Origin of the sequence: Mycobacterium sp. E1214 (assembly GCF_001666755.1) — a bacterium.
GTDB lineage: Bacteria > Actinomycetota > Actinomycetes > Mycobacteriales > Mycobacteriaceae > Mycobacterium.
Map to the genome: position 1 here is coordinate 13,380 of NZ_LZJC01000007.1, position 15,367 is coordinate 28,746.

8 protein-coding genes are annotated in these 15,367 nt (G+C 68.4%); 4 read left to right on the forward strand and 4 right to left on the reverse strand.

Features of this window, described 5'->3' with window-relative positions; translation table 11 throughout:
- Window positions 1-20 precede the first annotated feature (20 nt).
- Window positions 21-1,466, forward strand: a complete 1,446-nt coding sequence (locus A5700_RS00645; RefSeq protein WP_068067401.1) for an amino acid permease — start codon at window positions 21-23, stop codon at window positions 1,464-1,466.
- On the opposite strand, the gene A5700_RS00650 is transcribed toward A5700_RS00645, so the two are convergent.
- Window positions 1,463-2,341 (reverse strand): SDR family oxidoreductase, encoded by an 879-nt coding sequence (locus tag A5700_RS00650; protein ID WP_068067398.1) that lies wholly within the window; start codon window positions 2,339-2,341, stop codon window positions 1,463-1,465. The two genes, A5700_RS00645 and A5700_RS00650, sit on opposite strands and share 4 nt — an antisense overlap.
- Before the next feature lie 132 nt (window positions 2,342-2,473).
- Between A5700_RS00650 and A5700_RS00655 the strand changes: the two genes are divergently transcribed.
- The 3 genes from A5700_RS00655 to A5700_RS00665 all read left to right on the forward strand — a co-directional run bounded on the left by A5700_RS00655 (window position 2,474) and on the right by A5700_RS00665 (window position 6,998).
- Window positions 2,474-3,379: a prephenate dehydrogenase dimerization domain-containing protein gene (locus A5700_RS00655; RefSeq protein WP_068067396.1), complete on the forward strand. Its 906-nt coding sequence runs from the start codon at window positions 2,474-2,476 to the stop codon at window positions 3,377-3,379.
- Window positions 3,380-3,600: 221 nt separating this feature from the next.
- On the forward strand, window positions 3,601-4,053 hold the full coding sequence (locus A5700_RS00660; RefSeq protein WP_231973725.1) for an MmpS family transport accessory protein: 453 nt from the start codon (window positions 3,601-3,603) through the stop codon (window positions 4,051-4,053).
- Complete coding sequence (locus A5700_RS00665; protein ID WP_082960381.1) at window positions 4,050-6,998, forward strand: RND family transporter; 2,949 nt, start codon at window positions 4,050-4,052, stop codon at window positions 6,996-6,998. Before A5700_RS00660 ends, A5700_RS00665 begins: the two co-directional genes overlap by 4 nt.
- Window positions 6,999-7,035: 37 nt before the next feature.
- Here A5700_RS00665 and A5700_RS00670 read toward each other — a convergent pair whose 3' ends face one another.
- The 3 genes from A5700_RS00670 to A5700_RS00680 form a co-directional block, all read right to left on the reverse strand.
- On the reverse strand, window positions 7,036-8,517 hold the full coding sequence (locus A5700_RS00670; protein ID WP_156670994.1) for a cytochrome P450: 1,482 nt from the start codon (window positions 8,515-8,517) through the stop codon (window positions 7,036-7,038).
- A 13-nt stretch (window positions 8,518-8,530) separates the two neighbouring features.
- A complete protein-coding gene (locus A5700_RS00675; RefSeq protein ID WP_156670995.1) occupies window positions 8,531-9,763 on the reverse strand; it encodes a hypothetical protein in 1,233 nt (410 codons plus the stop codon).
- 66 nt (window positions 9,764-9,829) lie between these two features.
- On the reverse strand, window positions 9,830-15,355 hold the full coding sequence (locus tag A5700_RS00680; RefSeq protein ID WP_231991350.1) for a non-ribosomal peptide synthetase: 5,526 nt from the start codon (window positions 15,353-15,355) through the stop codon (window positions 9,830-9,832).
- Between the last annotated feature and the right edge of the window lie 12 nt (window positions 15,356-15,367).

Sequence of the window (15,367 nt, forward strand, 5' to 3'; positions counted from 1 at the left end):
CGACCACGATGGGACGATTCATGGCCGCGTTGCCTGACGAGGGCGCCCCGAAGCGGGCCTCCGACGCCTTCGGCGAAGAGGCGGGCTATCACAAGGGGCTCAAACCCCGCCAGGTGCAGATGATCGGCATCGGCGGCGCGATCGGATCCGGGCTGTTCCTCGGGGCGGGCGGCCGGCTGGCCAAGGCAGGCCCCGGCATGTTCCTGGTCTACGCCGTCTGCGGCATCTTCGTGTTCCTGATCCTGCGAGCGCTGGGCGAATTGGTGTTGCACCGACCGTCGTCGGGCTCGTTCGTGTCCTACGCGCGCGAGATGTTCGGCGAGAAGGCCGCCTACGCCGTGGGCTGGATGTACTTCCTGGGTTGGTCGATGACCTCGATCGTGGACACCACCGCGATCGCGACCTATCTGCGCCGATGGAGCACCTTCGCCGCGGTGCCGCAATGGGCCCTGGCGCTCATCGCCCTCATCGTGGTGCTGTCGATGAACCTCATCTCGGTGGAGTGGTTCGGCGAGCTGGAATTCTGGGCCGCGCTGGTCAAGGTGTTCGCCCTGGTGGCTTTCCTGGTCGTGGGCCTGGTGTTCCTCGGCGGCCGCTACCACATCGACGGCCAACCCACCGGGGTGAGTGTGTGGACCCACCACGGCGGGCTGTTCCCCGCCGGGCTGATCCCGATGCTGCTCACCACCTCTGGGGTGATCTTCGCTTATGCCGCAGTCGAATTGGTGGGCACTGCCGCCGGGGAGACCGCCGAGCCGGAGAAGATCATGCCGCGCGCGATCAATTCGGTGGTGGCGCGCATCGCGGTCTTCTACGTCGGCTCGATCGCGCTGTTGGCGGTGCTGCTGCCGTACACGGCCTACAAGGCCACGGAAAGCCCGTTCGTCACGTTCTTCTCCAAGATCGGGTTCCACGGCGCCGGGGACGTCATGAACGTCGTGGTGCTGACCGCGGCGCTGTCGAGCCTGAACGCGGGGTTGTATTCGACCGGCCGGGTCATGCATTCGATGGCCTCCAGTGGCAGCGGCCCGCGATTCGCCACGCGGATGTCGAAGAACGGCGTGCCCTACGTCGGGATCGCGATGGCGGCCGTCATCTGCCTGTTCGGGATCGCGCTGAACGCCGTGAAGCCCGGGGAGGCGTTCGAGATCGTGCTGAACATGGTGGCGCCCGGCATCCTGGCGTGCTGGTCGACGATCGTGCTCTGCCAACTCAGGTTCTACCGCCGGGCCCAGGCGGGCCTGGTGGAACGGCCGCAGTTCCGCATGCCGTGGGCGCCGTATTCGGGCTACCTCACGCTGGCTTTCCTGGCCGCGGTGCTGGTGCTCATGATGTTCGACAAGCAGACCGGCACCTGGACCATCGCCGCGCTGGTGTTCGTCACTCCGGCGCTGGTCGCCGGCTGGTTCCTGGTGCGCAGACGCGTGGCGGCGGTCGCGTCCGGACTCACCGCCGAAGCCGGTTAGGCCTTGCCCAGCCCCTGGTTGTACGCGCTGGTGGAGCGGCCGAGCGCGACGACCTGGGCGTCCAGCTGCGGCAGCAACTCCGCGGTCGGCTTGTGCAGCGGAACCTCGCCGATCGGGGTGGACAGCACCGGCTTGACCCAGCGGAACAGCGCCACCCAGCGCGGGCAGTAGACCCGGGTGCGGCGGCCCTCGATGCCCTTGACGAACGCGGCGGCGCACTTGTCGACCGTCGTCGTCTTGTTCAGTGGCCACGGGAAGCTCGCCAGCAGCTGACCGAACGCGGGCAGGTCGGTCTGCGAGTCGCGGACCAGGGCGGTGTTGATCCACGACATGTGCGCGGAGCCGACCTTGACGCCGCGGTGGGCCACCTCCAGGCGCAGCGCGTTGGCGAGGATTTCGACGCCGGCCTTCGACGCGTTGTACGGCGCGAGGCCGGGGCAGGCGGCGTAGGCCGCCAGCGACGAGACGATCAGCACGTAACCGCGCCGTTCGATCACCGCGGGCAAGGTGGCGCGCACGGTGTGGAAGACGCCGGACACGTTGATGTCGAGCACCCGTTTGAACGCGTCGGGGTCGACCTGCTGCACCGAGCCGTAGCTGGCGATGCCGGCGTTGGCCACCACCACGTCGATGCCGCCGAAGCGCTCGACGGCGCGCGCAGCGGCCGCCTCCATGGCGGGCAGGTCCCGGACGTCGGCCACCGCGGTCTGCACTCGGTCTTCGCCGAGTTCGGCGGCGATCGCCGTCAACTCGCCGTCGTTGAGGTCGGTGAGCACCACCTTGGCGCCCTTGGCGCACAGCCGACGGGCGGTCTCGGCGCCGATGCCGCGGGCACCTCCGGTGATGAAGACGACTTGGTCCTGCAGCGATGTCATGGCGGAGAACGTACCGCAGTCCGGCGGCCGCGGGGCGGGCTGACCTGGTGACGAATGCGGTGCGCGAGCCGCGCACCGACTGGTACGTTCCCCCCGTGACCGGCAAACCCCGCGTGTCGACCGGCTGACCCCTTGGCGGCGCGGCATCCGGCGTTCGGGCGCGCGGTCCTCCTCGGATACGGCGGGGTCGGGCGGCTCCTGCGGGCCCTGGTCGGCGAGCATGTCGAGTCGCTCACCGTCGTCGACGCGCAGCCGGCTCGCGACGACGCCCCGCACGTTCACCTGGTGGCCGACGTCACCGCGCCCATCGACAAACAGTTGGCGCGGGCACTGAACGCCGCCGAGCTGATCATGTGCGCGCTGCCCGAGGACGCCCTGGTCGCGGCGCTGCCGGGTGTGATCGCCGCCGCGTCGCCGCGGGCGGTGCTCGTCGACACCGCCTCGGTCAAGTCCCCCCTGCCGCCGCTGTGGGACGCCGATGGTCCGGCGGTGCTGAGTATCAACCCGATGTTCGCGCCGTCGCTGTCGCCGACGGGCCGCTCGGTGCTCGCCGTCGCCGCCGGTCGGTCCGGCCGACAGCAGGACTTCGTGGAAGTGTTGCGACACAACGACATGGTGGTCACGCTGCTCGACAGCGCCGACGAGCACGACCGGCTGGTGGCGGTCACCCAGGCCGCAGTGCACGCCGCGACGCTGGCCTACGGCCTGACGCTGGCGGGCGCCGGCTTCGCGGGCGAGGAGGTTGCCCGGCTCGCCCCGCCGCCGTGCCGCCAGCAGTTGATGCTGCTCGCCCGCATGGTCGGTCAGCCAGCTGAGGTGTACGAGGACATCCAGCGGTCGAACCCACACGCGGCCGCCATGCGGGCCGAAGTGATGGCCAATCTCTCCCACATCGGTCACCTGGCGTCCGAGAAGCGCCTCGGCACCGCGATCGCCGACATCGCCAATTGGCTTGGCGCCGCCCGAGTTCCGCTGGCCGAGCTGTGTCAAGACGTGTTCGACAACCTCACCGGAACGAACGTCGCGCCCGAGCGGTAACGATAAGCCAAGCGACACAACGGATTCATCCGCGTCGCGGCTACGCCACCGGTCGTATCCAACTACTCTAACGATCCGGCCCCCTACCCCTACGAATACCTCATCTCCGGGGTAATGACACGGTCTGCCATCGCATCTGGGATGCGTGGCCAGTGTGCGTGCTTTACTCGGCACGTCCGCCGGCCGACGGCCGGCCCAGCGGCTGACATGGCGCCCGTGCAGTGAGTGGTGAAGTGGCGGTGAAGGGATTGCTCCCAGTCTTACGGCGGTTGTGGATTCCGTTGGCGTTGCTCGTGCTCTTCTGCCTCGCGGGCCTGACCGTGTCGCGGTTGCACGGCGTCTTCGGCGCCGACGAACTCCCGTCGTACGCCGAAGCGATCGGCGCCGAAACCACGCCCGGCGACCCGAAGCACCTGACCTACGAGGTGTTCGGCGTTCCCGGCGCGGCGGCGGACATCTCCTTTTTCGACATGAACGGCGACCCGCAGCTCGTACACGCCCGCCTGCCCTGGTTCTACGGGTTCACGGCCACGGCCGTACCGGTCGGAAGCGTCGTGGCCCAGGGCGACGACGGCACCATCGGGTGCCGCATCGTCGTCGACGGAACCATCAAGACGGAGAAGATCATGGATGAGCCGAGCGCGTTCACCTTCTGCCTGCTGAAAGCGTCATGAGCGGGGCTCGCACCGACGGCGAGCGCCGCACGCCGTCAGCCGTCGCGAGGTGGATCCATCGCTGCGCGGTGCCGATCGTCGTGGCGTGGCTGGCCGTCATCGCCGCGCTCACCATCGGCGTCCCGCCGCTGGAACGGGTCGAGCAGGAGCACGCCGTGTCGTTGACGCCTGAGGACGCCCCGGCGGTCAAGGCGATGAAGCGGATGGGCAACAACTTCAAGGAGTCGACGTCCGACAGCGTGGCGCTGATCGTCATCGAAGGTGAGCAGCCCCTGGACGCGGTCGCGCACCAATACTACGAGCGCCTCCTGGGCAAGCTGCGCAACGACTCTCGCCACGTCCAGCACATCCAAGACTTCTGGAGCGATCCCCTGACCGCCGGCGCGGCGCAGAGCGCCGACGGCAAGGCCGCCTATGTGCAACTGAACCTGGCCGGCAACGTCGGCCAGGCCCTGGCCAACGAATCGGCCGAGGCCGTTCGCGGCATCGTGGAGCGGACGCCGCCGCCCCCGCGGGTCCGGGCGTATGTCACCGGCCCGGCGGCGCTCACCGCCGACATGTACCGCAGCGGCGACCGGACCGTCGCCGCCATCACCGCGGTGGCCGTCGCGACGATTTTCGTGATGCTGCTCTTGGTCTACCGCTCGCTGGCAACCGTGATCCTGTTGCTGCTCATGGTGGGCCTGGAGTTACTGGTGGCGCGGGGCGTCGTCGCGTTCCTCGGCTCTCACGGCCTGGTGGGGCTCACCACCTACGCCGTCAATCTCCTGGTCTCCCTGGGCATCGCGGCCGGCACCGATTACGGGATCTTCTTCATCGGGCGGTACCAGGAGGCGCGGCAGGCGGGCGAGGACCGCGAGACCGCGTTCTACACCACCTACCGCGGGGTCGCGCACGTCGTGCTGGCGTCCGGGCTGACAATCGCCGGCGCGGTCTTCTGCCTGAGCTTCACGCGACTGCCCGTGTTCCGACCGCTGGGCGCGCCCTGCGCGGTGGGCATGCTGGCCGCCATCGCGGTGGCGCTGACCCTGGTGCCGGCGGTCATCGTCGTGGGCGGTCGATTCGGGCTGTTCGACCCGCGTCGGGCACTCTCCAACCGAAGGTGGCGTCGACTCGGCACCGCCGTGGTCCGTTGGCCCGCACCCATTTTGGCGGCCACGTGCGCGGGCGCCCTCATCGGGTTGCTGGCGCTGCCCGGCTTCAAGATCAACCTCAACGACCGCGATTCCATACCGGCGGACTTCCCGGCCAATCAGGGCTACCAGGCCGCAGCGCGGCACTTCCCCGAGTCGCGAATGGAGCCCGAGATCCTGCTGATCGAAGCCGATCAGGACATGCGCAACCCGGCGGATTTCCTGGTCTTGAACAAGGTGGCCAAGGCGATCTTCGCCATCCCCGGCATCGCGAGGGTGCAGGCGATCACCCGTCCCGAGGGCACCCCGATCGAACACACGTCCCTGCCGTTTCTGATGAGCATGCAAAACGCCGGGCAGGTGCAGAACATGCAGTTGCAACGGGCCCGCATGGAGGGTTTGCGCAAGCAGGCCGACAACATCGACGCGACGATCGCCACGATGACAACCATGTACGACGTGATGCGCCAATTGCAGACCACCACCCACAGCATCGTCGGCAAGACCACGGACCTCGCCGGGGTTACGGACCGGCTACGCGACAACATCGCCGACTTCGATGACTTCTGGAGACCCATTCGCAGCTACTTCTATTGGGAGAAGCACTGTTACGACATCCCCATATGCTGGTCGTTCAGGTCCCTGTTCGACGCGATGGACGGCGTCGACCAGGTCGACGAGAAATTCCATTCCCTGGTCGACGATCTCGGCAAGATCGACGTGTTGTTGCCGCAACTCCTCGCCCAGTTCCCGATACTCATCGAGACCATGACCAGCATGCGCGACACCATGCAAGCCATGTACAGCACCATGTCCGGCTTTTTCTCGCAGATCGACGCGGCCGGCTCGGACGCCACCGCGATGGGTAAGGCCTTCGATGCGGCCCGCAATGACGAGTCCTTCTACCTCCCTCCGGACGTCTTCGCGAACAAGGACTTTCAGCGGGCCGAGAGCATGTTCTTGTCCCCGGACGGCACGGCGGTGCGGTTCGTCATCTCGCACCGGGGTGACCCGTTGACGCCCGAGGGCCTGGCGCACGTCGCCGCGATCCGGACCGCCGCGCAGGAGGCGCTCAAGGGAACCCCGTTGGAGTACTCGAGGATCCACATCACCGGTGCCGCCGCGACGGTCAAGGACCTTTGGGATCGGTCACAGTACGACCTGCTGACCGCGGCAGTCTCCGCCATCTGCCTCATCTTCGCCATCATGCTGGTCGTCACGCGCAGCCTCATCGCGGCGCTGACGATCGTGGGCACCGTGACCCTGTCGTTGGGCGCGTCGCTCGGGCTGTCGGTACTCGTTTGGCAGTACCTGCTCGGGATCCAATTGCATTGGGAAGTGTTGGCGATGGCGATCATCGTCTTGCTGGCCGTCGGGTCCGACTACAACCTGCTGCTGGTGTCCCGATTGAAGGAGGAGATCGGCGCCGGCATCAAGACAGGGATGATCCGGGCCATGGGCGGAACCGGGAAAGTCGTGACGTCCGCGGGCCTCGTGTTCGCCTGCACGATGGGCTCGATGGTGGTCAGTGACCTGCGGATCATCGGTCAAGCGGGCACCACCATCGGCTTGGGCCTACTGTTCGACACGCTGGTGGTGCGGGCGTTCATGACGCCGTCGCTCGCCGCGCTGCTCGGGCGCTGGTTCTGGTGGCCGCTCAATGTGCGCCCGCGTCCGGCGAGTTCGATGCTTCGGCCCTATGGGCCGCGCCCGCTGGTGCGCTCGCTGGTGCTGACACCGGCCACACCGGGCAACGGACACCAGGCCGAGCCGCACAACGGGCGGCGCAAGATCATGCAGCCCTCGGGCTGACAACGGCGCGCGGCAGCCCCGTCGTGCGCGAGCCGGCTCACCGCCTCGACGAGCGGTTGAACCGGTTGGCGACGAGCATCCCCGTCGGATTCCCCACGTGGGGCGACGAGGCGCTGGGCGATCGGGTGAACGGCCCCCACGGCCAAGGCGGCGCCGTGTCGGGAATGGCCGCGCCGGTGCCGGCCGCCCGTAGGAGGAACCGTTGGTGGACCAGGGCGAGCACGAATTGGGCTTGCAGGTAACCCATCGACGCACCGAAACAGCGATGCGGTCCCGCGCTGAAGGGAACGAAGGCCAAATTGGGCCGTGCCGCCACGATCTCTTTGTCGTAGAACCGCATCGGGTCATAGGCGTCGGGTTTGGGGCCCCACCATCGGGGGTCGCGGTGCAGCACGTGTACCGGGATTCCCACCACGTTGCCCCGCCGGATCCGAAACCCGCCCACGATGTCGTCGGCCATCGCGAAGCGTGGCGTGAACGGATGGGCCTGCAATCGCTGCCCCTCGTCGAAACAAGCTTTCGTCCAACGCAACTGGTCCAGATCTTCGAGTGTCGGTGCAGCGCCATCGAGGGCGTCGACTTCGTCGCACAACCGCTGTCGGGCGTCCGGATTGCGGTCGAGGAACCAGAACGTCCATGACAACGCGGCGACGGTGTTCTCGTAACCGCCGCCCACCAGCATGATCATCTCGGTGATGGCGTCGCGCCGGCTGATCGGCGTTCCGTCCTGGTAGCGCGCGTCGAGGATCACCTGCATCATGTCGTCGGACGGCCGACCCTCGGTGAGTCGCCGCTCGATCTGGGCGTTCACCCATTTCCGCACCCGTCGCCACGCCTGCACGCCGTTGTCAGCGCCGGGTAGCACCCGTGGCGGCGGGCCGAGGAAGAGCGGTGCGGCAACACTGAAGAACACGACGCGGATGTCGGCTTCGAGCTGCCGCAACTCGTCCTCGGGCAGCGTGCGCGAGAACATCGCTCGGACGAAGGCGGGGGCGAGCAGGCCGACAAGTTCCTCCTGCAGGTCGACGGGGGCTCCGCTGTGCGCGAACCGATCCCATGCGTTGAGCCCAGTGGACACTTCTTCGGCAACGATGACGGCGATGCGGGCGAGTTGCTGCCGGCTCATCATCGGCGTCAACAGCTTGCGGCGTTGCCGAAACTCCTCGCCCTCCAGCATGTTCATCGACGTGCCCAGCACCCGCCGGAGCCAACTGACGGGACCGAACATGCTGTACTCGCCATCTCGTTGAGTCATGACGTGGCGTACGTGGTCCGGGTGATTGACGATGACCACGTCGTAGGACGGCAGTGGCAGGCGGTAGACGTCACCGTACATGTCGGCCAGGCGTTGCAAGTAGCCGTACGGATCGGCGCGGTACTCGCGGAGCACGCCCGTGAACGGTCGGCCGCGGGGTCCGGGCGGACCGGGCACCGGGATGCGCCGCCCGGCGCGCATGGCGTCGCGCGCGAATCCCACCGGGTTACGGGTGAGCCAGAACGGGTCGTCTGTCGCCCTCACGAGCCGGGCCTGCTCACAGCCGACCCATCGCCGAATCGGCCACGCGGAACACCTCTTCCGCGTCGTAGAGGTCGCGGGCGAAGGTCACGTTGGCCAGGAAGCGGCCGTTCAACCGGCCAATGGTGAAGAAGACGGTCTGCGTCTTGGTGGTGCCGGTGCCCGATTCGATGCGTTCACAGATCGCCGGGAGTTTGATGTCGCCGACGTTCGACACTGCGCAGGTGATGTTGCGGAACGGCCCGCGGCGGCTGACCGGAATGGTCGCCGAACGCGCCAGCCTTCGGAGCAGCTTGTGCTCGTTGCCGGCCAACGCGCCGAGAACCCACGGCAGCCAGTAGTCGACGCCGTACCGAAACCATCGGAACTGCCGGGCGATCTGCGGCTGCAGGGGCGCGCCGCGCCGCAGCTGCACGGCCAGGCCGCCGGTGTAATTGCCGGGCACCGTGCGCGGTGATTCCGGGGAGTACCGGGCGAGGTCCGTCGGAATCGCGATGGAGACGCGGGTCTTGGCGGGTTGTGCGGACAGCATCGCTTCCGCCACGGCCAGACAGACGTATTGGTGGACCGACATCTCCAGGAAGCGGGCGCGGGCGATGATTCGGCTGGTTTCCAGGACCGAGAACGAGTACATCCGCGACGCGTAGCCCTGATCGTGCGGGACGGGTGTCCGGCCGTGCGTGAGGTCGACGGTCGTGCGGCCCTGTCGCACGCCCGCTTGGGTGAGGAACCGGAGCAGATACGGCGGCAGCAGGAACAGGCCGACGCGCGGTGCCTTGCAGTCGATTCGGTCCACGAGCGGGGTGGGTGGCACCCTTTCGCCACCGACGATGGCCAGCCATTGGTCGATCCATTGCAGCGCCCCGCGACCGTTGGTCAGGACATGGCTGATCTGGAAGCAGACGTCCTTATCCCCCATCTGTGAGATACGCACGGGCAGTTCGGGTGTCATGGCGTGGGCGGGTGAGAGAAGGTCCTCCAGCGTCAGAACTTGCGTGAAGCGCCGACGCTGTCGTTCGAGGGCGGCGTCCAGCTCGGTCGCCGCTATTGGCGTCCACGAGAAGGACTTGCCGGTGGGCTTGAGAACCAGCTGCAGAGCGGGATTGTCGCGCAACACCGATTCGTAAGCGGCCCATAGTTGGTTGGGCTCATAACCATCGCGGAATTTCATGACGAATGCCATATCGTCGCCGCGCAGCACGGGCTCCAGCGCCCGAATGGTCAGACTGGCAACCCGGCCTACGTCCACTGGGGTCTCCTCACTCGGTTCGGCGTTGCGTCCCGGAGTTGCCGTCGTGCGCCGCATGGGCGGACGTCACAGCATTCCGATGAGCTGCAAGTTGGTGATGTACTTGGTGATGACCTCGGCCGTGACCGTCGGAACGTCCGCGGTGGGGCCGACTTTCGCGCTCCGGACCGCGGCGTGGAATTGCGCGGCCTTGGCCACCGCGGTGCCGACCGGCAATTCGGGGCGTTCGTAGTCCGGAACATATTGCAGCAGCGGCAAAATGGTGTATTCGCGTCGCTGTTCAGGCAGCGCTCGCAGGGCGGCCCGCATCCGGCGTAACCACTCGCCGTTATCGTGGATCCGCTCGATCGGATGCCCGGCCTCGATCAGCCAGTCGACGTAGTCGTCGAGGCCGACGCCGTCCTCGGGAGAGCCGAGGACGTTGTAGGTCCGCACCCCGGTCCGCGCTTGACCACCCAGCGTGGTGATGGCCTCGGCGACGAAATCGACGGGCAGCGCATCGAAGTGGACCTTTTGGCGTCGACCCTGGGCGTCGCGTTCGTAGAACGAGTAGGGAGCCAGGCCCGTGCTGGCCACGGAGAAGATCAGCCGGGTGAACAGATCGGGCAGGTTGAGGTGGCCCTGGTATTCGGTGTGTGTCAGGATGGCGGCGCAGCGGAAGACCGCCACCGGCAACCCACACCGATCGTTGGCTTCGCGCAGCAGCACCTCGGCAGCCCACTTGCTGTTGTTGTAGCCGTTGGCGAGGCTGTCGTCGATCCTGCGGGTCGGGTTCGCGACGCGGATGTCGGCGTCCTCTTCGAGCACGGGCGGATCGGCGGACAACACGTGGCCCATCGTGGACACGTACGTGATGGGCTTGACCGTGGTGGTCAGTGCCAGACGGATCAGCTCCGCGGTGCCAACAACGTTGGGGCGGAACAGTTCGCTGTACGGCAGGGCATGGCTGACCAGGGCCGCGCAGTCGACGATCAGGTCGACGGTGGCGGCCATCCGCTGCCAGGTTCGGTGGCTCAGGCCAAGCCCGCTGTCGGCTTTGTCACCCGCTATCACCTCCAGGTGGTCGGCCGCCAGTTCGCGGTAGCGCGCCGCCAGCTGCGGGTCGCCCGCGCCGAGCGTGTCGTCGAGGCGCACCCGCGCCTGCGCGGCGTCGGCGCCCCGGACCAGGCAGACGAGGGTGCCGTCGACGGCGGCGAGCCGCTCCAGCCACTCCATCGTCAGGAAGCGGCCGAGGAAGCCGGTGGCGCCTGTCAGGAGGACGGTGCGCACACACGGATCCGCCAGGGGCAGCGTGCTTGCAGTCGCCAGCGTCTCGGCGTCGACGAACTGGTCGATCCTCAAGTCCGCGGCGTGCAGTTCACCGCCTTGACGCGCCTCGGCGCCGAGCTCGGCCACCTCCGCCAGGCGGCCCACCGTTCGGCACTCGAACACCTCGCGCACCGAGACGCCCACCTCCCGCGCCGCGCACGCGGAGACCAGCTGTATCGAGGCGATGCTGTCACCACCCAGGGTGAAGAAATCGTCGTCGAGCCCGACGGCGTCCCTGTTCAGCAGTTCGGCGAATGCCTCGGCGACGATTTTCTCGGTGTCGGTTTGGGGTGCGCGGTACTCCGCGGCGGTGAAGATGGGCTCCGGCAGCGTTTTCCGGTCGACCTTGCCCGATGAGGTGAGCGGGAGCCGGTCCAGCACGACGATGCGGGTGGGCACCAGGTAGTCGGGCAGCCGCGTGGCCAGCGTGTCACGCACCGCGTCGGCGTCCGGCGGGGTTGCGCCGCTGACATACCCGACGAGGTGGTCGGCGCCCCCGAGCCGGTGGACGGCGGCGGCGGCCGCGTTCACCGAAGGGCAAGCCAGCAGCGCGTTCTCGATCTCACCGAGTTCGACCCGCTGGCCGCGTAGTTTGACCTGAAAATCCGCGCGGCCCAGGTATTGCAGGTTTCTGGCGTTTGTCCAGCGCACCAGATCTCCGGTGCGGTACATCCGCGTCCCTGGCTCGCCGAACGGGTTGGGCACGAAGCGCTCGGCGGTGAGATTCGGCCGGCCGAGGTATCCGTGCGCCAAAGCCGGTCCCGCCAAGTACAACTCACCGACCACCCCCACGGGCACCGGGTTGAGCCGACCGTCGAGCACCAGCGCGCACACCCCCGGGTTCGGGGCGCCGATCGTGATCGGCTCGCTTGGCGTCAACGGCGGACTGCACGTCGCCCAGATGGTGCTCTCCGCGGGGCCATAGGCGTTGAGCAGGCGCCGCCCCGGCGCCCACGCGGCCACCAACTCCGCGGGACAGGCCTCACCGGCCGTCATCACGGTATCCAGCGTCCCGAGCAGGTCGCGGTCCAGCGAGGCCAACACCGTGGGCGTCAACACCGCCGCGTTGACCCCCCGCTCGGCGATCAACTCCGTCAACGCCCGTCCGGCGTACGCGTGCGCCGGAGCCACCACCAACGCCGACCCCGACTCCACTGCCGACAACAGTTCGAAGATCGAAGCGTCAAAGGTGGGCGCGGCCACCATCAACATCCGTGACCGCGGGGCAACGCCATAGACCTGTCGCTGGGCCGCAGCCACGCCGAGCAGCCCGGCGTGGCTGACGGCAACGCCTTTCGGCACCCCGGTCGACCCCGACGTGAAGATCAGGTACGCGGTGTTGTCCGCCCGCAGACGATCCGTAAGTGGCTCCGCCGAAACCTTGGTGAGGTCCAGACGATCCATGCGCAGCACCGGCCGCCGTCCGGCCCCGCCCACGGCGCCGCCCCCACACGCCAGCACGCAGGCGGCGTCGACGGCGTCGAGCACCTGCCCGACGCGCGCGGCGGGATGGGTGGTGTTCACGGGCACGTAGATGCCGCCGGCCTTGAGCACCGCCCACCACGCCACCACCAGCTCGACGCACCGGTCCAGCGCCACCGCCACCGCGCGTTCGGGCCCGACGCCACGCTCGATCAACAGGCGAGCCACCCGCGACGACCACGCGTCCAGCTCGCCGTAGGAGACCACCCGCGCCCCGTCGACGACGGCCACCGCCGCCGGATCGGCCGCCACCGTCGCCGTCAACAGCTCCGTGGCCACCCCTATGGGCACCGGCACGTCGGCCCCCGACCACTGCGACAACACAAGGGCGCGTTCGTGCTTGTCCAGCAGCGAGACGTCAGCGACGGTCACCGCGGGATCGGTGGCAACGGCCTCGACGACTCGACCGAACCAGGTGAGGAGCCGGTCGATGGTGGAGCGGTCGAACAGCTCGGCGGCGTAGGACAACACGCCGGCGAGCAGCGGGGCCGCCGAGTGCTCGGTGCGTACCTCCGCCAGGTCGAAGTCCAGGTCGAATTTGACCGGCCGCCGGAACACGTTCAGCTGCTCGACACGGACCCCCTCGAACGCCACCGCCTGGGGGGGCTCGTCGTTCTGAAACGCCAGACATACCTGAAACAGGGGGTGATGCGCCATCGAGCGCGTCGGGTTGAGCTGGTCGACCAGGCGCTCGAAGGGCACCTCCTGGTTGCTGTAGGCGTCCAGGGCCTTGCGTCGCACCTGCTCGAGCACGTCGTGAAACCGGTGCTCGGGCTTGACCTGGACCCGCAACACCCAGGTGTTGACGAAGAACCCGACCAGGTCGTCCAGCGCCTCGTCCAGCCGCCCCGCAATCGGAGAGCCCAACACGACGTCCTCGCCGGCGCCGGCGCGGTGCAGCACTACCGCCAACAAGGCCTGCAGGACCATTGCCGGCGTCGCGGTGTGCGCACTCGCCAAGGCCTTGAGGCGAGCCCACACCGGCGCCTCGATCCGCAGCTGCACCTCGTCACCGCGATGCGTGGGCACCGGCGGCCGGGGTCGATCGGGAGGCAGCGACACCAGCTCCGGCAGGTTGGCCAGTTCCCGGCGCCAGTGCGTGAGCTGTCGCGAGATCACGCTGTTCGGGTCGGACTCGGCGCCCAGCCAGTCCCGTTGCCAGAGAGCGTAATCCACGTACTGTACGGCCAAGGGAGCCCACGCGGGCGGCTTGCCGTGACACCGGGCCTGGTAGGCCCGGCCGATGTCGGCGACCATGGGGGCCATCGACGATCCGTCGAAGGCGATGTGGTGCAGCACGATTCCTAACACGTGTTGGCCGGGGCCCGTCGAATAGAGTCGCGCGCGGATCGGCACTTCCGTCGAGAGGTCGAATCGGTGCGCCGCCAACGCGAGCAACTCGTCGGTGATGCCGCGCGGGGACGTCACCGAAACGTCCGGCGCCGCGTCCGGCCGCCACATTCCCGGCCGCGGGGCCAGAACCTGTTGGAACGCCACGCCGTCGACGTCGGGGAAGACGGTGCGCAGCGACTCGTGCCGGGCGATCACGTCGTCCAGGGCAGCGCCCAGCGCCTCGGTGTCCAGCGGGCCGTCGAAGCGGAAGGCGGTCGGCATGTTGTACGTCGGTGCGCCGCTGTCGAACCGGTTGAGGAACCACATCCGCTGCTGCGCGTACGACAGCGGGATGTGTTCGGGCCGGGGCCGCGGGCGCAGCGGTGGGCGGGTCGCGCCGCCCCGGGAGCGGTCGAGGTGCCGGGCGAGGTCACCGACGACGGGGGCATCGAAGAGGGACCGCACGGGCACGTCGCGGCCCAGCAGTAGACGCAGCCGCGCGCTCACCCGGGTCGCGGTCAACGAGTCCCCGCCGAGGGTGAAGAAGTCGTCGTCGAGCCCGACCCGGTCCAGTCCCAAGACCGCGGCGAATACCTCGGCCACGGTTCGCTCGGTAGCGATCTCCGGCGTCCGGTACTGCGCGGCGGCAAACACCGGTTCCGGGAGGGCCTTTCGGTCGACCTTCCCCGACGGGGTCAGGGGTAGCTGGTCCACGACCACGATCTGGGTGGGCACCATGTAGTCGGGCAGCCAGCCAGCCAACGCGTGACGCACCGCGTCGGGGTCAGGCCGTCGGGTCGTTCCGCTGACGTAACCGATCAGATGCTCGCCGGTGCCGTGGTGGTGAATCGCGACGGCCGCGGCCGAGACCTCGGGACAGGCAAGCATGGTGTTCTCGATTTCACCGAGTTCGATGCGTTGGCCGCGCAGTTTGACCTGGGCGTCGGCGCGGCCCAGGTAGTCCAGCTCGCCGCAGTCGGTCCACCGGGCCAGGTCCCCGGTGCGATACATCCGTGCGCCGCGCTCACCGAAGGGGTCGGCCACGAAGCGTTCCGCGGTCAGGTCGGCCCGGCCCACGTAGCCGTGCGCCAAACCCGGCCCGGCCAAATACAACTCACCGGCCACCCCCACGGGGGCGGGGCGCAGGCGTTGGTCGAGGACCAGCGCCACCACGGCGGGTAGCGGCGTGCCGATGGTCACCGGGCGGCCTTGCGCCAGGGGAGCGCTACAGGTCGCCCAGATCGTCGCCTCCGTGGGGCCGTAGTTGTTGAGCATGCGCCGGCCCGGCGCCCACGCGGCCACCAGCTCGGCGGGGCAGGGTTCACCCGCCGTGATCACCGTGTCGAGGGTGCCGAGCAGCTTGCGGTCCAGCGACGCCAACACCGTCGGCGTGAGCATCGCGGCGCTGACCCGGTGTTCGGCCAGCAAGGCCGTCAGTGCCTGGCCCGCGTAGACGTCCGCGGGCGCCACCACCAGCGCCGC

Bases quoted from the DNA above. Each gene is read 5' to 3' on its own strand.
- A5700_RS00665 (WP_082960381.1), top strand. From the start codon at position 4,050: ATGAGCGGGGCTCGCACCGACGGCGAGCGCCGCACGCCGTCAGCCGTC.
- A5700_RS00650 (WP_068067398.1), bottom strand. From the start codon at position 2,341: ATGACATCGCTGCAGGACCAAGTCGTCTTCATCACCGGAGGTGCCCGC.
- A5700_RS00645 (WP_068067401.1), top strand. From the start codon at position 21: ATGGCCGCGTTGCCTGACGAGGGCGCCCCGAAGCGGGCCTCCGACGCC.